Consider the following 19415-nt stretch of genomic DNA (forward strand, 5'->3'; position numbering starts at 1 on the left):
AAAGGTGTAGCGTTCATGGCAGTTTCCGAAGTGTGCAGTTGTCGCCCGGCAAGCGGGTCGCAAGAAAACGGGGCAGGCGCTGGTTGAGCAGATCGCCCTCTACCGATCCCCCCAGGTCACGGACATGGAGGTGGGTCATCACCCGGGTTCCGGGCGCGATCGCGGTGTCCTCGCGGTTCCAGGGCGCGGCGCCGAATACGTGGACCTCGCCGATCGGCGAAACCACGGCAGCCGTGTCGGTCCCGCGCAACGCGGCGCGCGAGGGCTTGGCCAGCAGGTCCTGCAGGGTCATCCCCGGGGTCCATTCATGGCGGTCCACGCCATCCAGGGACCACAGTTCCACCCAGTCAGGCGGGGTGCAGTAGCCGATGTGCTCCATGCCGGTCGGGTCGGGCGCTTGGCGCAGATTGGCCAGAAGCCAGGGCAGGTCGAGGCGCTCGGCGCTGCGTACATTGGGCGCCTTCTCCATCGCGTCGACGGTCTCGCTCCAGACACCGAGTGCCCGGGCTACCTCGGGGCGTCCGCCGATGTCCATCGTCTGTCCGATCAGTTCGATCTCGGCCAGGAGCCGTCTGCGCTCGTGGTCGATGGGCCGTACATCGCGGCTGCGCAGGGCGAAGCTGTAGGCCCAGTCGATGGGTTCGGACAGTTCTTCCTGCCAGGCCACCCAGGTCTCGGCGAGCGAGGGTTCGACCGGCGTGTCGTCGGTCGAGCCCACCGCAGGGGCGAGGGCCAGCAAGCCCAGGGCCAGCCACATGGGACGAAAATGGTTTTGCATCAGGCCTCCTGCGAGGGCTACCACCAGGGGCGAGCCACCTGCCAGGCGATCGAGGGACCATCCGGCCAGGCCTGGCCGTCGTATGCCCATAGATCGCGGGTTTCGGGGTCGCGCCAGAGGTCGGCGCGAGTCGTTCCGGCACCTTCCCAGTCGATACGCTCGCGGCAGCGCTCGAGTTCCAGGGTCGCGAGTGGGAGGTCCCGCGATGTGCTTGTCCCGCAGTCCAGGGTGCCCTCGCCGACATGGCGGACGATGGCGCCGGAGGGTGCGCGGACATGGCGTTCGACCCGGTAGGTGTCGGGGCTTGCCTGGCGCCAGGGGGGTGCATCGGTTTCGGGATGGTGTGTTCCCAGCAGGTCCTGTTCGAGACCGGACGTGGCAAACAGCCCCCCGTCACGCAGTTGCAGCGAAAGGCCCTCGGCGCTCGGCCAGAAGGTGTGTTCATCGGAGATGGCTCCGAGGATCAGTAACCCCTGATGGTGCTCGGTGCGAACCGCGAGCGAGGCATAGGGAATCTCTTCTGCCCGGGAACTCACCTCCGGCCCGCCCGTGACCATGCTTTGCAGGGATGCCCCCAGCGGCGTGGGACCCCCGCTACCGCAGCCCGTGACCAGGCTCACGAAAACCCCAAGGCCCAGACATGCGAAAGCCGCCCGGAGGCGGCCTTCGCGAAGGAAGTGCGAATTGGTTCGCATGGGTGCTCGTTACCGCGTGCCCGTAGCGGGGGTGGTACCCGTGCCCGGGGTCGTCCCGGTGGAAGCAATCAGGCCCACCAGGCGACCGGAGCGGGTCGCAATACGCGACACCGCGCCCGGTTCCGAACGCGCGGCGGCGGAGATGCCACCGGAGGGGGTGCCGCCGGCGACCGGCGAGCTGGGATTCCCCTGCGGGGCACTGGCGCTGGCGCCTGCGCTGGCACCACCGGTGGCGCCCGCGCCGGCGGACTGCGCCATTACCGGGCCGGTTACGAACACACTGGCAACAATGGCTGTGGCGAATATCTTCTTGATCATGGTCACGTTCCTCACTTCACCGGGGGGTGTCTTTTACCGGAGGCCAGTCTAGGAAGTGATGTCCGAAGGTGACAGTGGAGGGGAGCAATTCTGAGACATGAATACGAGGTTTCTCGTACGTGTTTTGAACGGCTTGGAAGTTTTGCGGCCTGGAGGTCACATTCAGCCGCGCAACCTTGCGCCCCCGGATTTTCACGCAACGTTCAGGTCTTCGCCGCTAACTTGAATGATGCAGTTGTGCAGTGCGGTCCCGTGGCCGCGCAACGGAGGCAGAGATGAAGAAGACAGTGTTGTTAGCGGCGGTGGCGAGCGTGGCCTTTCTGCTCGCCGGTTGCCAGACGCCGCCCACCAAACAGCAGACCGGAGCGGTGATTGGCGGTGCGGCCGGTGGGGTCATCGGTTCCCAGATCGGCGGTGGCCGGGGGCGGACCGCGGCGATCATCGCCGGTACGCTGGCCGGCGCAGCGATCGGCGGCTCCGTTGGGCGCACTATGGACCAGGTCGATCGCCAGCAGGTTTCGCATACCCTGGAGCACAACCCGGATCACCGGGCATCCACCTGGCAGAACCCCAATACCGGATACCAGTATCAGGCTACCCCCACGCGTACCTATCAGGCGCACGGGCAGGACTGCCGCGAGTACCAGGTGCAGACGACGATGAACGGCCAGCCGGAAACAGTAAACGGTACGGCCTGCAGGGATGCGCAGGGACGCTGGGTCAATCAGTAGGAACGGTCATCTCCTACAAAAAAGCCCCGCAATCGCGGGGCTTTCTCGTTCCTGGACCTGCGGCAGGATCAGGAGGGTCGGTACATGTCCTCGGTTGTCGGGACATAGCCGAGGTTGTCCTCGCCAATACCCTTGACCTTGGGCTCGTTGAGTTCGCTGATGCGAACACCATTGGACTGGTTGCGCAGGTACTCGGCGACGTTGTCCCAGATCATCGTGCCGGTACCGCCCGCCGGCTCCTGCTGGACGCTGGCCCAGCCGGCGACGACGTATTCCTTGTCCGGGTCGACCTTCTCGCCGCCCAGTTCCATCTCGGAGATTCGGTTGCCGATCTCGGCTTCCGGATCGATCGCATACCGAAGGCCGCCCACGCGGACCATGTCGCCACCCTGCTGGTAGAACGGGTCGGCATTGAACAGGTTGTCGGCGACGTCTTCCAGGATGTCCTTGATCTGCGCACCGGTCATGGCGTTGCGGGTGGTCTCCGGATAGGTCAGGCCGGTCTGGTCCATGATGTGCTCGAAGGTGATCGGCATGCCCGGGAGTACGGTCGTGCCCCAGCGGAAGCCCGGCGAGAACGCGATCTGGGCATCGTGGACCTCCATCAGCGCATCACAGATTAGCTGGTCGAAAGTGCCGTTGAAGTTGCCACGGCGGAACAGCAGGTCCTCGGCGACGGCCAGCTCTTCGGAGAGCTTCTCCTCCATGTTGAAGGTGTCGCCGTCATAGGTGACGTCCTGGCTGCGCATGTTGTCGACGAACTCGGCCATCTCGGGATCTTCGTCCAAGAGGTTGGCGAACACCGGGACCAGGCGGTATTCCCAGTCCTTGATCTCGCCGTCGCGGAAATCGAAATCCAGGACACCGACGAACTTGGCGTTAGAGCCCGCGTTGGTGACCAGGCAGGTGCCGCCATCGGGGCGCTCCACCGGCAGCGGCTGCGGGACGGCATCGTGCGTGTGACCGCCCATGATCGCGTCGAGACCCTCGACCATGCCGGCCATCTTGATGTCCACGTCCATGCCGTTATGCGACAGCGCGACCACGATCTCCGCGCCCTCTTCGCGCGCGGCGTTGACCTGCTGCTGCATGTCGTCCGGGCGAATGCCAAACGACCACTGCTCGATCATCCAGCGCGGGTTGGCGATCGGGGTGTAGGGGAAGGCCTGGCCGATCACGGCAACGTTGACACCATTCAACTCGCGGATCACGTACGGCTTGAAGATCAGGTCGCCCCAGTCCACGTCGCGCACGTTCTGGGCGACGAAGTCGATCCCGGCATCGGCGAAATCGCCGTTGACGACCTCTTCCACGCGGTCGGCGCCGTAGGTGAATTCCCAGTGGCCGGTCATGATGTCGATGCCCAGCAGCTTCTGTGCATCGACCATGTCCTGGGCATTGGTCCACAGCGCGGTACCCGAGCCACCACCCCAGGTGTCGCCACCGTCCAGCAGCAGCGAGTTGGGGCGCGAGTCGCGCAGCTTCTTGACCAGCGTCTTCAGCTGCGGGAAGCCGCCGACGCGACCGTACTGTTCGGCCGCCTCCATGAAGTTCAGGTTGGTGTAGGCGTGGGCAAAGATGCTGTCGCGTTCGATGTCATAGTGCTTGAGGAAGTGCTCGCCAACGATGTGCGGCGGGCGGTTGCGCATATCGGCTACGCCCAGGTTCACGTTGGGCTCGCGGAAATAGATCGGCTTGAGCTGCGCATGGCAGTCGGTGTAGTGCAGCAGGTGCACATTGCCGAAACGATCCAGCATGTCGTACGGGTCTCCCGAGGTGCCGTACTTGCCATTGGTGGCCTTGGCGCAGCCCGCCAGAGGGAAGCCGGCCACGCTGGCGGCGGCCAGCAGCTGCATGAATTCGCGGCGTGAGATATGCATGAGGGTCCTACCTCTCTCTACTGTCGTTTATTGTGATTTTTTGGTTTCTCGAAGCAGCAATCTAGACGCTGCTTCTTTGTGGAACATTCCCTGGGTGCGGAGCTTCCTTGCCGACTGGCGCGACGCCTGGCTGGTCTGAAGCCGTATTCAGCCCGCAGTGCCTCCAGAACCGGATTCCCCGGGTTCTGGCTTTGACGGATGCTGATGTCTGCCCTTGGACGTGCCCCGAGTCTTCGTGGGGCGCGGCGTCTCCCTAGCGACGCTGTTCGCGCGCCTGCCGCGCGGTTTCCTTGGCCGTGTCTCGCTTGTCTTCGATCCGCTGGATATCGCGTTCGCTGGCATCGCGTGCGTCGATGGCGGCCTCGAACTGGCGTACCGATTCTTCGTACTGCGCGCGGTGGAAAAAATACTCCGCCATGGCCTCGCGGCTGATCGCAATATAGCCGGCCCCGTCCGCGATGTCTGCCTTCAGTCGCAGCAACTCGGGGTTGGGTGCGCGTTCATTGCGGATCATTTCGTTCACGATGCGGATGGCGCGGTCGGGGTTGTCGAGATCGCGGTGCGCACGGGCCAGCACTTCGCGGATGACCGGGTGTCCGGGGTAGACCGCGTCCAGGTCATTCAGGATCTCGAGGGCCGCTTCGTGGTTGCCACGTTCCCGCTCCAGTGCGCCGCGCGCAAGTTCCAGCGTCATCCCGGGGGCCTCCTCGACCGGGATTTCCTCCAGCCGCTCGGCGGCGCGGTCCAGTTCGCCGCGCTCCAGGTGTGCGACCATGGCGCCGTAGATCTGGTGCGGCGCTGGGTCCGAGGCCCCGCGATGGATCTCGATCGCACGGCGCGGATCCTTCAGGGCCCGGGTGCGGGCCTGCATCCACTGGAACTCGGGGCCCCGGTTGCGCGTATCCACCGCCGGCATGCCGGCCGCGCGATTGCGGGCGTCGGTGATGCGGTCGAGCGTGACCGGGTGGGTGCGCAAATACTCGGGTACCGCGTCGCCAACGCCGCGCGAGAGCTCCTGCAGACGTTCGAAAAAATCCGCCATCGCATTCGGGTCAAAGTCCGCGCTGGCCAGGATACGCATGCCGGCGCGGTCGGCTTCGGCCTCGTTGGCGCGGGTAAAGTTGATCTGCTGCTGGATGCCGCCCGCGACACCGCCCGTGATGATGGCCGAGCCCAGGGTGGGATCCGCCATCGATGCCAGGACCCCGGCGAGAATGGCGAGCCCGGTGGTGAAGTTGACCTCGCGCCCGCGCGCGAACATCCGGGCCAGGTGGCGTTGGGTGACGTGCGCGATTTCGTGGGCCATGACGGCGGCCAGTTCGGCCTCGTCGCGGACCTCGAGTATCAATCCCGAGTGTACCCCGATGATGCCGCCGGGCATCGCAAAGGCGTTGACCTGGCCGTTGTCGATGGTCAGGAAATAGAACGGGCCATCCGCGTCGGGGGCGTTGGCGAGCAGCTGCCGACCGAGGGAGTCGACATAAAAGGAGACCTCCGGGTCGGTGACCAGTGGCAGGGACCGCCGGATCTCTCGAAGCAGGGAGCGACCGAGCTCGCGCTCTTCCGCAGGGGTCAGTACGCCACCCGAGGCCTCGCCCAGGTCGGGCAGGGCGGTCCCGGAGGCCGAAACCGTTGGCGCCCCCAGCGTGAGTACCAGGAGCAGGGTTGAAAGTAGCGTGAGAAGCCGTGTCTTCATACGACGGAGGCCGGCCGTTGGGGCCGGCCTCCGAAGGGTCTTGGCATCGTGGGGTCGGTTACTTGCCGAGGCCCGGAGCCGAAGAGTAGGTGCGCATGCTGTCACGGGTTTCCCAGAGCTTCGGCTTGAGCATCGCTTCCGGGATCATGAACTTCTTGCGGTCCAGCACCTTGTGGGTGCGCACGATCTTGACCACGTCGTCGTACTTCAGCTTGAACAGGAGACCCACGTCACCACCGGAGGTGCGGCGCACGATCATGTACTCGTCTTCCATGCTGTGCACGTAGATGTTGGCCGGGCGCAGCTTGCCGTTTTCGTCCTTCATGGTCACGGCGTAGTGGCCGTTGACCTGGAATTCGCTCTTGTCCACCGCAAAGTCCTCCGCGAATGAATCAGGGGGTTGATCGTCCGGACGCGCCCGCCCGAGAGCCGGTTGCGTCCATCAGTATTTCCTTCAACTCGGAACGATAGCACGACTTCTGTCCGCGAGAGAACAAACCAACCGTTCACGGGCGGACAAGTTTGCATTTGCGGCCTGTTTCGCTATCCTCCGCGCCCATCCTTCGCGACCGGGGCATGTTTCGGAGTCTCGCGAGCGAGGCAGGCAGGTGCGGTTCGGCACACTTGGAGTGGAGCGCATGTACGGATTCTCGGAGATCACCGCCGACGAGCTCGAACAGTGGCGAACGGAAGGCAAGGCCTTTCGGCTTGTCGATGTACGCTCCCCCGGCGAGACGTCCCGCGGCGTCATTCCCGGTGCAGAGCTGGTGCCGCTGACGGTCCTGCCATTGCGCAAGGACGAGTTCCTGGGAGGCGATATACCGCTGGTCTTGTATTGCCAGAGTGGCGCGCGTTCCGCCCAGGCCTGCGCGTTCCTTGCGCAACAAGGGCTGGAGACCGCGAACAGCCTGCGCGGCGGTATCGTGGGCTGGGCTCAGGCCGGCAAATCGGTCGTCACCCCGGATTAGAATTCGGTTGTATTCCGATCCCGTTTCCCCTATAAGGGTGAATTCGGCTGGCAAGGGTTCGATCGTTGTGGTCCCCAAACCGCCCCGATTGGTACCTCAGCACCCAACTGATTTTGGTAACGCACTAAAGGAGACACACCATGGCCAACTTTGACCAAGAACTCGACGCTTCCGGCCTGAACTGCCCGCTGCCGATCCTGCGCGCCAAGAAGGCCCTGGCGGCCATGGAATCCGGTCAGGTTCTGCACATCATCGCCACCGATCCGGGTGCCGTGAAGGACTTCCAGGCCTTCGCCAAGCAGACCGGCAACGAGCTGATGGAGCACAAGGAAGAAGGCGGCAAGTTCTACTTCCTCGTGAAGAAGTCCTAAGGCGTCTCTAAGTGCCTGAAACGGGGCGGCGATCCGCAAGGATCGACCGCCCCGATTCCTGAAAAACGACGGTTGCCATGCGGTAACTGGATAGGTGCCTGGACGAGGTCTAGGCTGGCTGAGCAAGGTTCTCAAGAAACCTGCATCGCCAACAGCGAAGAGGTGACATATGGCGACATACGCTGAGATGCAGCAAATCTTCGACGACATCCGCGGAGATTTTCGCTACGACCACGAACTCAACGGCTGTCTGAACTGCGGCATCTGCACGGCAACGTGCCCCTCTGCTCAGTTCTACGACTACTCCCCGCGCGAGATCGTCCAGCTGCTGTGGACCGAAAACGTCGAGCAGATCTACGACGCGATGCAGGAAAAGATCTGGGCCTGCGCTCAGTGCATGACCTGTGCCGCTCGCTGCCCGTTCAAGAATTCCCCTGGTGGCCTGGTCGCGATCATGCGCGAAGTGGCCATCAAGCACGAAATGCAATCCGCGAAGGACGTGCTCCGCCCGTTCGGTCGCGTGATGCTGAAGCTGATCACCACGGGTAACCAGCTGTCGCCCGACATGATCCAGCCCGACCACTTCCCCGACTGGGGCCCGAACATCCAGAAGGTGGAAGGTGACCTGCGCATCCTGCGCAAGGCGATTCCGGTGAAGACGCTGCAGACGGTCGAGACCGCCTGGGAAGTGTCCCTGAAGACCTCGGTCGAGATGTACACCATCTGGGAAATGACCGGGGTGCTCAAGTCCCTCGAGCTGATGGACGAGAACCTCTTCGACGTGATCGAAGACTTCATCGACGAGAAGCGCGAGGACTACGAAGACTGGCTCGAGGAGCAGGAAGAGGAAGACGACGAGTAAGTCGTCCCGTTTCCGACTCCACTCCAGGACATCAGGAGAAGCGTTATGAGTGAACAGACCCCAGGCAATCACAACCAGAACGGCGAAGGTGCCGGTGCCGGCACCATGAAGCCCGGCTACCACAATACCGACGGTCAGGGCATCGCCGGTCACGGTTCCTTCTTCCAGGCGACCGACCTGTCCAAGGAAGACGCGATCAAGGCGACCGACTGGGTGCGCAAGCACGTCGACCGCCGTACGGTCGACCTTGGTGACCGTATGGACGACGTCCGCGAGCACATGTACGAGCTCGAAAAAGACGGTCAGATCATCATCCACCGCATCGAGGACCAGCACGAGCCGATGTCGGTGAAAACCCTGTTCGGCTGGGACAAGAAGGTCCCGACCAAGCAGCTCTGGCACCACAAGTCCTGTGGCCAGTGCGGGAACATCCCGGGCTACCCGACCTCGCTGCTGTGGTTCATGAACAAGTTCGGCTTCGAGCCGGGCAAGGACTACCTCGACGAGACCGACCAGACCTCCTGCACCGCGTGGAACTACCACGGTTCCGGTATCGGGAACGTCGAGTCGCTGGCCGCGGTGTTCCTGCGCAACTTCCACCAGGCCTACGTCTCCGGCAAGCAGCACGGCCATGAGCTGGGTCACTTCTACCCGCTGGTCCATTGCGGCACCTCCTTCGGGAACTACAAGGAGATCCGCAAGTATCTGGTCGAGTCCGCCGAGCTGCGCGAGAAGGTCACCAAGATCCTCGGCAAGCTGGGTCGCCTGGTCGACGGCAAGCTGGTCATCCCGGAAGAGGTCATCCACTACTCCGAGTGGGTGCACGTGATGCGCAACCGCATCGCCTCCGAGCTGCAGACCATCGACGTCTCCAATATCCGTACCACTGCCCACGTGGCCTGCCATTACTACAAGATGGTGCACGAGGACGCGGTGTACGACCCGTCCGTGCTGGGTGGCAACCGTACCGCGATCATCACCTCCACCGCCCAGGCCCTGGGTGCGCAGGTGATCGACTACTCCACGTGGTACGACTGCTGCGGCTTCGGCTTCCGCCACATCATCTCCGAGCGCGAGTTCACCCGCTCGTTCACGATGGATCGCAAGATCCGCGTGGCCCGCGAGGAAGCCAACGCCGACGTGATGCTGGCCAACGACACCGGCTGCGTCACGACCATGGACAAGAACCAGTGGATCGGTAAGGCCCACAACCAGAACTTCCAGATTCCGATCATGGCGGAAGTCCAGTTCGCGGCCCTGGCCTGCGGCGCGGATCCGTTCAAGATCGTCCAGCTGCAGTGGCACGCATCGCCCTGCGAAGACCTGGTCGAGAAGATGGGGATCTCCTGGGACGAGGCCAAGAAGACCTTCCAGGAATACCTGAAGGAAGTCGAGGCCGGCAATATCGAATACCTCTACAATCCTGAGCTCGCTTACGGGGGCAAAGTCTGATGCAGCAAGATACTGTTCTAGTAGTGGGTGGGGGCCCGGCTGGGCTGGCCGCCGCCGCGAATGTCACCTCGGCCGGTTTCAAGGCCGTGATGGTCGAGAAGGAAGACGTCCTGGGTGGCGCCCCGATCCTGTCGGGTTACGCCAAGCTGGTCCCCTCCGGCGAGTGGGCAAAGGACGCCATTGGCCGCATGGTCAAGCGCGTAGAAGACGATTCCAACTCGACGGTGCACAAGGGTGCGAAGGTCGAGAAGCTGGAAGGCGAGGCCGGTAACTTCACTGCCACGCTGACCAACGGCGAATCCGTCCAGGCCGGTGCCGTCGTGCTGGCCACGGGCTTCACCCATTTCGATTCCATCAACAAGCCGGAGTGGGGCTTTGGTACGTACGAAGACGTGCTGACCACCACCCAGATGGAACAGATGGTCGCCTCTGGCAAGATCGCCTGCCCGTCCGACGGCCGCGTGCCGGAACGGGTCTGCATCCTGCTGTGCGTGGGTTCGCGTGATCGCCAGATCGGTCGTGAGTGGTGCTCCAAGATCTGCTGCACCGTCTCCGCCAACCTGGCCATGGAGATCAAGGAACTGTCGCCGGAAACGGATGTGTTCATCTACTACATGGACATCCGTACCTTCGGCCTGTACGAAGACAAGTTCTACTGGAAGTCCCAGGAAGAGTTCAAAACCAAGTTCGTCAAGGCCCGTATCGCGGAAGTGACGGCCTCCGGCGATGGTCGTCTGCTGGTCAAGGGTGAGGACACCCTGGTCAAGCGCCCGATCGTGATCCCGTTCGATATCGTCGTGCACGCCATCGGCATGGATCCGAACGCCGACAACCCGGAAATCTCCCAGGTCTTCGGTGTCGGCCTCGAGAAGCACGGCTTCATTGAGAAGGCCGAGCAGTACACCAACACCTGTGGCACCACCCGCAAGGGCATCTACTCCTGCGGTGCGGCCTATGGCCCCGAGACGATCGATGACTCGATCGCGCAGGGTGCCGCTGCCGGTGGCCGCGCGGTTGCGGACCTGCATGCGCTGGTTTCGAAAGCCGGCTGAGGTCGTCAGCGACGAGGCGGCTTCGGGTGTGAACCCGGAGCCGCTACAGGTGACCTTTGATCAGGAGATCCTCGCGACGAAGCTCAACAGTCTGAACGAGGCCATCGCCGAAGCCGGCGGGGTCGATGGGCTGGAAACCTTCATCGAGGCATTGCGGGCGAAGCATGAAGTCTTCGCCGCGACCGTCGCCAAGGGCGACGAGATGGATGCCGAGGATCTGCGCATCCTGGGGGGGTTGGTCTTCGCGGTTCGCCGCAAGCTGGCGGGGGTGATGGCTGAACGCCAGGGCGCGCTGGTAGACGGGATGCGCGCACTGGTGCGCCCGGATACGGATCTGGCCTCACGGCTGACGGCATTTGCCGATCTGGCCGGGGACGACAAGAAGCTGCGACGCGGGATCTGGGACTTCGGTGCCGAGATCCTGCATTTCGCCGATCCCGAGACGGTCCCGCTGGCGACGCGCTGGGTCTGGGATACGGGGACGACGACTGGGGCGTTGCGCGAGTTTATCCGTGGCAACGACACCCTGCGGTCGATTCCGATTGGCGAGACCGTCGGAGCGATCGAGGGGGCCAGACGCTGGTTCTATGAGGCGCTGGCCGAGGAAGGCTTTTACCGCGACCTGCCGTTCGTGACGGATCTGGTCTGGGTGCAGGCCTACTCGGATTACGCGCGTTCCCTGTCGATGAGTCTGGGCATGATCGACAACCAGTTCGGGGCCAAGCAGGACCCGCTGGAGTTGGGGGTGAAGCTTCTGGGGATCGATTCTTCGGAAGGCCGCCTGAAAGGTCACGATGCGTCGCTGCATTGAATAACGGAACGAACTTGAGCCTGGCTACACAGGTTTTCGGAGAGACGTCATGGCAATACATGAAAAGGCACTGATCGAGGACGAACGACTGCAGCAGCACGACGAGCTGGTGGTCGACGGGGTGGATGTGTCCGGTCACTGGAACACCATGATCGCCCCGCGCACGGTCCGCGACTACGACGACGATTTCGAAGCGAAGATTCAGAGCTTTGCGGGTGGCGAGTACGTGCACCGCTGCTGGCAGTGCGGGTCCTGCACCAACTCCTGCACCATGTACGCGCAGAACGTGCAGTTCAATCCGCGCTACTGGATCTACCTGACCCGGCTCGGCATGAAGGAAGAGCTGGTCAAGGACCAGGACATCATCTGGCAGTGCGTCTCGTGCAACAAGTGCACCAACATCTGTCCGAAGGACGTGAAGCCGGAAGGCGTGATGAAGGCACTGGCGCACTGGATGGAAGTGGAAGGGATTACCGAGAAGTCCCCGTCCACCATCTTCGATGAAGAGTTCGCCGACCAGATCTACAAAACCGGCCGTATCGAAGACGGCAAGGTCGCACAGAACTTTTTCAAGAAGACCGGCCAGCCGCTGCTGCAGGAGTGGCTGAAGGTGTTCATCTTCCGCATGATGAAGCACCTGCCGGTGAAGCACCTGATGCGGATGGGCATCAACACCGTACATACGCCGCGCACCAAGTCCTGGGGCAAGACCGGGGACGTGCTGAAGAACTACGTGCGCGAACAGAAGGAGGCCGCTCATGGCTAAGGTTGCTTACTATCCGGGCTGCGCGCTCGAGGGCTCCGGTGGGCCGTACGACCGCTCCACCCGCGTGCTGGTGAAGGCGCTTGGGCTCGAGATGGAAAACCTGCGCGACTACAACTGCTGCGGCGCGATGGAAGTGAAGAACGTCCACCCGATGCTGCAGACCTACCTGTCCGCGCGGAACATGGCCATTGCCTCCGAGCAGATGGGCATGGACACTGTGATGGCGCCGTGCAACGGCTGTTACCACAACCTGAAGAAGGCCGAGTACGAGACCGCGACCTCCCAGGATGCCATGGACACCGTCCAGGATCTGGCGCGCAAGTCCGACGACCCGGTCTACACCGGTGACGTCCGCACCCTGCATCTGCTCGAGTGGCTGATGGAAGAGCTGGGGCCCGAGGGCATCAAGCAGAAGATGACCAAGAGCCTGAACGGCATCAAGATCGCCAACTACTACGGCTGCATGTACACCCGTCCCCGCCAGATCTTTCCCGAGAAGGACAACGGCCCGGGTTCGGATTCCAGCTATCAGCCGCACTTCATGGATGACCTGCTGGGTGCCGCCGGTGCGGTTAATGTGGACTTTCCGCTGAAGACCTCCTGCTGCGGTGGTGCGCATACGCTGTCGGATTCCGACACCTCGACCCAGCTGGTGCTGAACCTGCTGCAGTCGGCGGAAGATTCCGGTGCCGAGGTGATCGCCACCGAGTGCCCGACCTGCCATTCCGGTCTGGAGATGCACCAGGTCCGTGCCGAAACCGAGTTCGGCATCAAGACTGACGTGAAGGTCCTGTACTTCACGCAGCTGCTGGGTCTGGCAATGGGGCTGTCCCCGCGCAAGCTGGGTATCCACGAGAACGTGAGTGACTCCATCGGGCTTCTGAAGGAGAAGGGGGTCATCTGATCCCCTGATTCGAGGCCCGAATGGCCCAGTAGTATCTTCGAAAAACGGGCGCCAGGCGCCCGTTTTTTGTGTCGATGCCAGGAACGAGGCGAAACATGGACTGCAACGGTTGCGAGTTTCATCCCGAACTGTTCTACGACGACGAGTTTCAGATCTGGCTGCGCCGCGAGGATGACGACACCCTGACCGTGGGGATGACCGACCTTTCGCAGACTATCGCGGGAAAGATCATTCACGTACGAGTGCGTCGCCCGGGTACCCGTCGTCCGCCCGGGAAGCCGGTCGCCACGATCGAGAGCGGGAAATGGGCCGGACCGATCCCGAACTTCATCGACTGCAAGATCGTGGAGGGCAACGAGGAAGTGCTGGAAAACCCGGTGCTGCTGAACTCGGATCCCTATAATGCATGGATTGCGCGCGTCGAAGCCACCGACGGTGTCGACGCGGCGCTGGAGCAGTTTCTGACCGGCGACAAGGCTGAAGAAGGCTACTGCAAGCGCGCCAAAGATGAAGACATCGAGTGTCAGCGCAAGCTGCGATAGAGAGAACGATGGCTGAACTGGGCAACGATTACTATCTGGACAACGACGAGCAGACGGTCGTGATCATCATGACCTCGGGTCCGTCGACGCCGCATCGTTGTGCGACGCCGTTCTATCTTGGGGCGGTGATGGCCTCGATGGATGTAGACGTCTATATCTTCTTCACCATGGAGGGCGTTCGCCTGATGGAGAAGGGGGTAGCCGACGACCTGCGAGCCATGGAAGATGGCAAGCTGATCAAGGATTTTATCCAGGACGCAAAACGCGCAGGCGTGCGCCTGCACGTTTGCCAGCCCGCTTTGCCGGGGTATAGAATCGACGCGTCTTCGGATCTCATCGACGAGGTCGATGAAGTGAATCGGGCGAGCGAGCTGGCGGACCTGATTCTGCGTAGCGATAAAACGATAACGTTTTAATTTTCCCGCATTATTACTTTCACGCTTGGAGGAAAACATGGGCGCAGTACGGGGTTGTGATATTCCGGAAGATCTGATGTACAACGTTGAAAACAACGTGTGGGTGCGCAAGGAAAGCGACGGCACCGCGACCGTGGGCCTGACCTCCTACGCGTGCTCGCTGGCCGGCACCATCGTGTCCTACACCCCCAAGAAAGTCGGCAAGACCGTCAAGAAGGACAAGTCCTGCACCACCGTCGAATCCGGCAAGTGGGTGGGTCCGGCGAAGACCCCGGTGACCGGTGAAGTGACCGAAACCAACGACAAGGTCGCGGCCAACCCGGGTCTGATCAACGAAGACCCCTACGGTGAAGGCTGGCTGATCAAGCTGAAGCCGGAAGACTGGGACGGCGAAGTTGGCGACCTGAAGACCGGCTCCGACGCCCTGGCGGCGTTCGAGGCCAAGATGGAAGCGGACGGTTTCGGCGGCTGCTAAGCCCCTACCGAGCCTCGGGCCGCCGTTCCCCAGTGTTCGGCGGCCTTTTTTGATTCTGTGGTATCCGGAGCAAGCTGATGACGACCTGGAACGAGGTGATCCAGCGGGTGGAACCCCTGGAAGACATCGCTGTCGATGCGGCGTTGGTGAATGACCTTCAGCACAGCGTTCAGCGGGGCTCCGATCCAGGATCGGTGCATTTCTATACCCCGACGTTCAAGTCGTACCAGTCCAGCGAACTGGCGGACTGCGGCAAGAGCGCCTGGCCGGCGATGTCGATCACCGGTGGCGACTGCAAACTCGCCTGTGACCATTGCAAGGCGAAGATCCTGGACCCGATGATCCCGGTGCGTACGCCGGAGGACCTCTGGGCTCAGGTGAACAACGTGATCGAGTCCGGTGCCCAGGGCATGCTCCTGACCGGTGGCTCGAACCACCGTAACGAGGTTGAGTACGACCCGTACTACTCCACGATTCGTCGCATCAAGGACGAATTCCCCGAATTTCGCATTGCGCTGCACACGGCGCTGGTCGATGACAACATCGCGACGTCGATGGAGCAGGCCGGCATCGACGCAGCGATGATGGACGTGATCGGTGCCCAGGACACGATCACGCAGGTCTACCATCTGCGCCGCAGCGTGGAGGACTTCGAGCAGACCCTCGAGAGCCTGGTGAACACCAATATGAAGGTGGTCCCGCACATCGTGATCGGACTGCACTACGGCAAGCTGCTGGGTGAGTGGAACGCGCTGGAGATGCTTGCGCGCCACCTGCCCGATGCCGTGGTGCTGGTGGTCGTGATGCCGTTTTACGCCCCGGCCAGTCGCCCCTTCGAGACCCCGGACGTGCATGCGGTCGGGCGCTTCTTCCACGACGCCCGCGAGCGCCTGGGTGATACCCCGCTGCTGCTCGGTTGCGCGCGTCCACCGGGCGAGGCCAAGAGCCAGATCGACAGCTATGCGGTGATGGCCGGCCTGTCCGGGATTGCGCACCCGGCGGAGGGCGTGGTCGAACTCGCCGCGCGCCTGGGCAAGAAGGTCCGCGTGACACCGGCCTGTTGCTCGATCGCGGTGGGCGACGAGGTGATGGCGGACGGTACGGCGGTCGAGAGCGGTGTCGAGATCGACCTGGATACGATCGTGGCCGAGGAGGCCCGGCGTCGCGAGCAGGAACGCAAGGCGCGCCAGGGCCTGGGTGGCATCCGCATCGTGACCGAGGGCAATGTCGCAGCCGGAGGCGGCTGCCATGTCTGAACGCGATCAGAAGACGCTGCGCGTCCTGGACACCGGGCTGCGGCCGGCGGCGGAGAACATGGCCTTCAACCGGGCCCTGCTCGAGTGCCACCAGGAAGGCGTATCGCCGCACACCCTGCGTTTCCTGCAGTTCGAGCCCTGCGCGCTGGTGGGCTTTCACCAGAACGTGGACCAGGAGATCAACACCGAGTACTGCAAGGAACACGGTATCGCGATTCAGCGCCGGATTACCGGCGGCGGCGCGATCTACTTTGATTCCACCCAGCTCGGCTGGGAGCTGTACCTCGACAAGCGCTTCCTCGGTACGGCCGACATGGGGCAGATCGCCGCGCGCATCTGCAATGCCGCGGCCGCCGGGATTCGCACGCTGGGCGTCGACGCGCAGTTCCGCCCGCGCAACGACATCGAGGTCGAAGGCCGCAAGATCTCCGGCACGGGTGGCGCATTCGACGGCGACTCGATCATGTATCAGGGCACGCTGCTGATCGAGTTCGATGTCGAGGACATGTTGCGCATTCTGCGGATTCCGGCCGAGAAGCTCTCCAACAAGGCGATCGAGTCGGCCCGCGATCGCGTGGTCAACCTGGCGACCCTGCTGGGCGAACGACCCAATCTGGACCATGTGAAGGATGCGATTGCCGAGGCCTTCGCGGAAGAGTTTGCGGTCGAGCTGGCCCCATCGGATCTGCTGCCCGAGGAGCAGAAGTCCTTCGAACAGGCCCTGGCCGAGATCGACACCGAAGAATGGGTGTACCAGCGCAACCGCCCGGCCACCGATGCCCCGATGTTCGAAAGCATCTTCAAGTCTGACGGCGGTCTGATGCGCGTCGGTGTGGCCCTGGACCCGGAGCGCAAGCGTCTGAAGCAGCTCTGGCTGACGGGCGACATCTTCGTGAAGCCTGCGCGTACCATCGCCGATCTGGAAGCGGCCCTGCGCGACACGCCGCAGGCCGAGATGGAAGAGCGCGTGCGGGCTTTCTTTGCCGAACGCGACGTCGAGATGCTGCAGTTGACGGTCGATGACGTGATCGCGGCGATTCAGTCGGCTCTGGCCATGGCCGAGACCGAGGAATCAGCGGGATGAAGGCCCTTTGCGCGGTGCTTGCCGGGAGGCAGCAGTAATGCTCCCCGAGAAGGTCGATGTCTTGGTCGTCGGTCTGGGGCCGGGCGGTGCCTCGGCGGCGCGTGTATGCGCGGCGGCCGGCCTGTCGGTCCTGGCGGTCGAGCGTAACAAGGCCTTCGGCGAGCCGGTACAGTGTGCCGAGTTCATCCCGAACCCGATGGGCGCCTATGCCCGGGCGGAGGGGGTCTTGCTGCAGCGCATCGACTCGATGCAGAGCTTCCTGCCCTCCGGCACCGTGGAGCATTCCGATTTCCCCGGCCTGATGGTGGATCGTGGGGAATTCGACCGGGCGATCATCCAGGCCGCGCAGGCCAATGGCGCGCAGCTGGTGACTTCGACCCCGCTGCAACGTGTGGATGCCGAGCGGCATGTGGCGACCGTGAAGCACCAGGGACAGGAGCACAGGGTCGAGTACCGTGTGCTGATCGCCGCCGATGGCCCGCATTCCCCGGTGGCCGAGTCCCTGGGCCTGCCCGCGTTGCCGGTCGTACAGACGCGGCAGTACACGGTGCCGCTGAAAAAGCCGTATACCGCGACCGATGTCTGGCTGTCGGACGATTACCCGGGTGGATACGCCTGGCTGTTCCCCAAGGGGGAGTGGGCGAACCTGGGACTGGGCGCGGACAAGCGCATCGACAACGATATGAAGACCCCGCTGGAATCCTTGCATGTCCAGCTCGTCGAGCAGGGGCTGCTGGGCGAGGAGATCCGTCACCGCACAGGCGGCGCGATCCCGGTCGGTGGCCTGCGCGACTCGCTGTACCAGGGCGATGTCCTGTTCGTGGGCGATGCCGGTGGGTTTACCCATCCAATCACCGGGGCCGGGATTGCCGCGGCGGTGGTGTCGGGCGAGGCGGCAGGGGAGGCCGCGATTGGCCATCTCGAGGGTGACGCCGAGGCCTTTGACGATTACGATGAGGACATGCGCGATCAGTACGGTCCGGCCCTGGAGCGCGCCTGCAAGCGCCGCGCGTTCCTGAATGAACACTGGCGGACGCCGCGGGCGCAGGAAGACGCCACGCAGCGCCGCGGATGGATTGCTTTTTCCGAGTATTTCAACGATGGTGACCAGGCCGCGTAGGCCCGGTTGGCGGGTGCCCCGCACCCGGTGAACAACGCTGGAGGAATTCCATGAGTGCAAGTGCAGAGGAGATGGTCGCGCCGATCAACTTTTATCGGCCCGACTATCACATCAAGACCCCGGACATGCGTTCGCCGGAGTACGTGCAGATGTCCACGGCGGCCGCGATCACGCTGGGCCTGGTGCCGGGCACCATGCACCGTACCGCCTGCACCCACTGCCTGAACCTGCTGGTCACGTATCCGGAAGGCTGTCGCGCGAACTGCTCCTACTGCGGCCTGGCGCGCCACCGCGAGGAGTCGCGTGACTACGCCGACCGCAACTTCATCCGCGTCGACTGGCCGACCGCCAAGTACGACGAGGTGATCGAGCGCGTCAAGAACCACGCCGACGGCGGCCAGTTCGAGCGCATGTGCATCTCCATGATCACGCACCCGAACTCCGACGCCGATACCGTCGAGCTACTGGAGCGCTGGGTCGCCGAGGTCAACCACATCCCGGTGTCGATCCTGTCCAACCCGACTACCATGAGCTATGAAGATCTCCAGCTCCTGCGCGACAAGGGCGCGGACATCTTCACCGTCGCGCTGGACGCGGTGACCCCGGAGATCTTCGAGCGCACACGTGGCAAGTCCGTCGAAAGCCCGCATAGCTGGGACAAGTACTGGCAGGCCATCGAATGGGCCGCCGAAATATTTGGCCCGGAGAAGTTCGGTGCCCACCTGATCTGCGGCATGGGCGAGACCGAGGAAGAGATCCTGCAGGTCTGCCAGCGCATCCGCGACCTGGGCGGGCACAACCACATGTTTGCCTTCTTCCCGGAAGAGGGCTCGCTGATGGAAGACTGGAACCCGGTCCCGCGCGACCAGTGGCGCCGTGTGCAGCTGGGCCGCTTCGTGATCGACTACGCCGGTGGCCGCATCGACGACATGAAGTTCAACGCCGACGGCCAGGTGGTGGACTTCGGTCTGCCGCAGTCCGAGGTCGACGAGCTGATCGCTTCAGGCAAACCGTTCCAGACCTCCGGCTGCCCCGGCAAGTCGGACGAGGAAGTATCGGCCTGTAACCGCCCCTACGGCGACTCCAGCCCGACGGACATCCTTTCCTTCCCGTTCGCCCTCAACTCGACGGACGTCGGGTTCGTCCAGCGGCAAATGGCCGGGGAGGATGTCGGCACCTTCGACTTTGACGCCGACGAGGCTGAGGACGAGAAGTCCGCATAAAACTCGATGTAGTCT

At 63.2% G+C, this 19415-nt stretch carries 22 protein-coding genes; 16 read left to right on the top strand and 6 right to left on the bottom strand.

Going from position 1 to position 19415, the window contains the following annotated elements; all coding sequences use genetic code 11:
• Positions 1 to 13: 13 nt before the first annotated feature.
• From TK90_RS03130 to TK90_RS03140, 3 genes are all read right to left on the bottom strand, one after another.
• Positions 14 to 757 carry a capsule biosynthesis GfcC family protein gene (locus tag TK90_RS03130; protein WP_017925882.1) on the bottom strand — a complete coding sequence of 248 codons (744 nt, stop codon included), beginning with the start codon at positions 755 to 757 and terminating at the stop codon, positions 14 to 16.
• 38 nt (positions 758 to 795) lie between these two features.
• Positions 796 to 1335 carry a YjbF family lipoprotein gene (locus TK90_RS03135; RefSeq protein WP_017925883.1) on the bottom strand — a complete coding sequence of 180 codons (540 nt, stop codon included), beginning with the start codon at positions 1333 to 1335 and terminating at the stop codon, positions 796 to 798.
• 147 nt (positions 1336 to 1482) lie between these two features.
• The gene (locus TK90_RS03140; protein WP_012982038.1) at positions 1483 to 1791 is read right to left on the bottom strand and encodes a hypothetical protein; all 309 of its coding nucleotides are present in this window, start codon (positions 1789 to 1791) and stop codon (positions 1483 to 1485) included.
• A 275-nt stretch (positions 1792 to 2066) separates the two neighbouring features.
• Here TK90_RS03140 and TK90_RS03145 point away from each other — a divergent pair, with 275 nt between their 5' ends.
• Positions 2067 to 2522, top strand: coding sequence for an RT0821/Lpp0805 family surface protein (locus TK90_RS03145; RefSeq protein WP_012982039.1), 456 nt, complete (start codon positions 2067 to 2069; stop codon positions 2520 to 2522).
• Between the two features lie 68 nt (positions 2523 to 2590).
• On the opposite strand, the gene soxB is transcribed toward TK90_RS03145, so the two are convergent.
• The 3 genes from soxB to TK90_RS03160 form a co-directional block, all read right to left on the bottom strand.
• Positions 2591 to 4402, bottom strand: a complete 1812-nt coding sequence (soxB, locus tag TK90_RS03150) for a thiosulfohydrolase SoxB (protein ID WP_012982040.1) — start codon at positions 4400 to 4402, stop codon at positions 2591 to 2593.
• Between the two features lie 253 nt (positions 4403 to 4655).
• Positions 4656 to 6098 carry a M48 family metalloprotease gene (locus tag TK90_RS03155; protein WP_012982041.1) on the bottom strand — a complete coding sequence of 481 codons (1443 nt, stop codon included), beginning with the start codon at positions 6096 to 6098 and terminating at the stop codon, positions 4656 to 4658.
• Positions 6099 to 6156: 58 nt separating this feature from the next.
• Entirely contained in the window at positions 6157 to 6468 is a 312-nt protein-coding gene (locus tag TK90_RS03160) for a hypothetical protein (RefSeq protein ID WP_012982042.1), read from the bottom strand.
• Positions 6469 to 6736: 268 nt separating this feature from the next.
• On the opposite strand from TK90_RS03160, the gene TK90_RS03165 reads away from it, so the two are divergent.
• From TK90_RS03165 to TK90_RS03235, 15 genes are all read left to right on the top strand, one after another.
• Positions 6737 to 7066 carry a rhodanese-like domain-containing protein gene (locus tag TK90_RS03165; protein ID WP_012982043.1) on the top strand — a complete coding sequence of 110 codons (330 nt, stop codon included), beginning with the start codon at positions 6737 to 6739 and terminating at the stop codon, positions 7064 to 7066.
• Between the two features lie 140 nt (positions 7067 to 7206).
• Positions 7207 to 7437 carry a sulfurtransferase TusA family protein gene (locus tag TK90_RS03170; protein WP_012982044.1) on the top strand — a complete coding sequence of 77 codons (231 nt, stop codon included), beginning with the start codon at positions 7207 to 7209 and terminating at the stop codon, positions 7435 to 7437.
• Between the two features lie 187 nt (positions 7438 to 7624).
• Complete coding sequence (locus TK90_RS03175) at positions 7625 to 8299, top strand: 4Fe-4S dicluster domain-containing protein (protein ID WP_017941141.1); 675 nt, start codon at positions 7625 to 7627, stop codon at positions 8297 to 8299.
• Positions 8300 to 8344: 45 nt separating this feature from the next.
• A complete protein-coding gene (locus TK90_RS03180; RefSeq protein ID WP_012982046.1) occupies positions 8345 to 9751 on the top strand; it encodes a heterodisulfide reductase-related iron-sulfur binding cluster in 1407 nt (468 codons plus the stop codon).
• A 23-nt stretch (positions 9752 to 9774) separates the two neighbouring features.
• Positions 9775 to 10803: an FAD-dependent oxidoreductase gene (locus tag TK90_RS03185; RefSeq protein WP_017926707.1), complete on the top strand. Its 1029-nt coding sequence runs from the start codon at positions 9775 to 9777 to the stop codon at positions 10801 to 10803.
• Positions 10742 to 11614, top strand: a complete 873-nt coding sequence (locus TK90_RS03190; RefSeq protein WP_210399562.1) for a hypothetical protein — start codon at positions 10742 to 10744, stop codon at positions 11612 to 11614. The genes TK90_RS03185 and TK90_RS03190 overlap by 62 nt, the downstream gene beginning before the upstream one ends.
• A gap of 49 nt (positions 11615 to 11663) precedes the next feature.
• On the top strand, positions 11664 to 12380 hold the full coding sequence (locus TK90_RS03195) for a 4Fe-4S dicluster domain-containing protein (RefSeq protein ID WP_012982049.1): 717 nt from the start codon (positions 11664 to 11666) through the stop codon (positions 12378 to 12380).
• Positions 12373 to 13284 carry a CoB--CoM heterodisulfide reductase iron-sulfur subunit B family protein gene (locus tag TK90_RS03200; protein WP_012982050.1) on the top strand — a complete coding sequence of 304 codons (912 nt, stop codon included), beginning with the start codon at positions 12373 to 12375 and terminating at the stop codon, positions 13282 to 13284. The genes TK90_RS03195 and TK90_RS03200 overlap by 8 nt, the downstream gene beginning before the upstream one ends.
• Before the next feature lie 95 nt (positions 13285 to 13379).
• Entirely contained in the window at positions 13380 to 13826 is a 447-nt protein-coding gene (locus TK90_RS03205) for a glycine cleavage system protein H (protein WP_012982051.1), read from the top strand.
• A gap of 8 nt (positions 13827 to 13834) precedes the next feature.
• Positions 13835 to 14242, top strand: coding sequence for a DsrE family protein (locus TK90_RS03210; RefSeq protein WP_012982052.1), 408 nt, complete (start codon positions 13835 to 13837; stop codon positions 14240 to 14242).
• A gap of 37 nt (positions 14243 to 14279) precedes the next feature.
• A complete protein-coding gene (locus TK90_RS03215; RefSeq protein ID WP_012982053.1) occupies positions 14280 to 14717 on the top strand; it encodes a glycine cleavage system protein H in 438 nt (145 codons plus the stop codon).
• A 77-nt stretch (positions 14718 to 14794) separates the two neighbouring features.
• Positions 14795 to 15973 carry a radical SAM protein gene (locus tag TK90_RS03220; protein ID WP_012982054.1) on the top strand — a complete coding sequence of 393 codons (1179 nt, stop codon included), beginning with the start codon at positions 14795 to 14797 and terminating at the stop codon, positions 15971 to 15973.
• On the top strand, positions 15966 to 17057 hold the full coding sequence (locus TK90_RS03225; RefSeq protein ID WP_012982055.1) for a biotin/lipoate A/B protein ligase family protein: 1092 nt from the start codon (positions 15966 to 15968) through the stop codon (positions 17055 to 17057). The genes TK90_RS03220 and TK90_RS03225 overlap by 8 nt, the downstream gene beginning before the upstream one ends.
• Positions 17058 to 17094: 37 nt before the next feature.
• Entirely contained in the window at positions 17095 to 18177 is a 1083-nt protein-coding gene (locus tag TK90_RS03230) for an NAD(P)/FAD-dependent oxidoreductase (RefSeq protein ID WP_012982056.1), read from the top strand.
• Positions 18178 to 18227: 50 nt separating this feature from the next.
• Entirely contained in the window at positions 18228 to 19400 is a 1173-nt protein-coding gene (locus TK90_RS03235) for a radical SAM protein (protein ID WP_012982057.1), read from the top strand.
• The last annotated feature ends 15 nt before the right edge of the window (positions 19401 to 19415 follow it).

The sequence above is a fragment of the Thioalkalivibrio sp. K90mix genome, assembly GCF_000025545.1.
Taxonomy (GTDB): Bacteria; Pseudomonadota; Gammaproteobacteria; order Ectothiorhodospirales; family Ectothiorhodospiraceae; genus Thioalkalivibrio.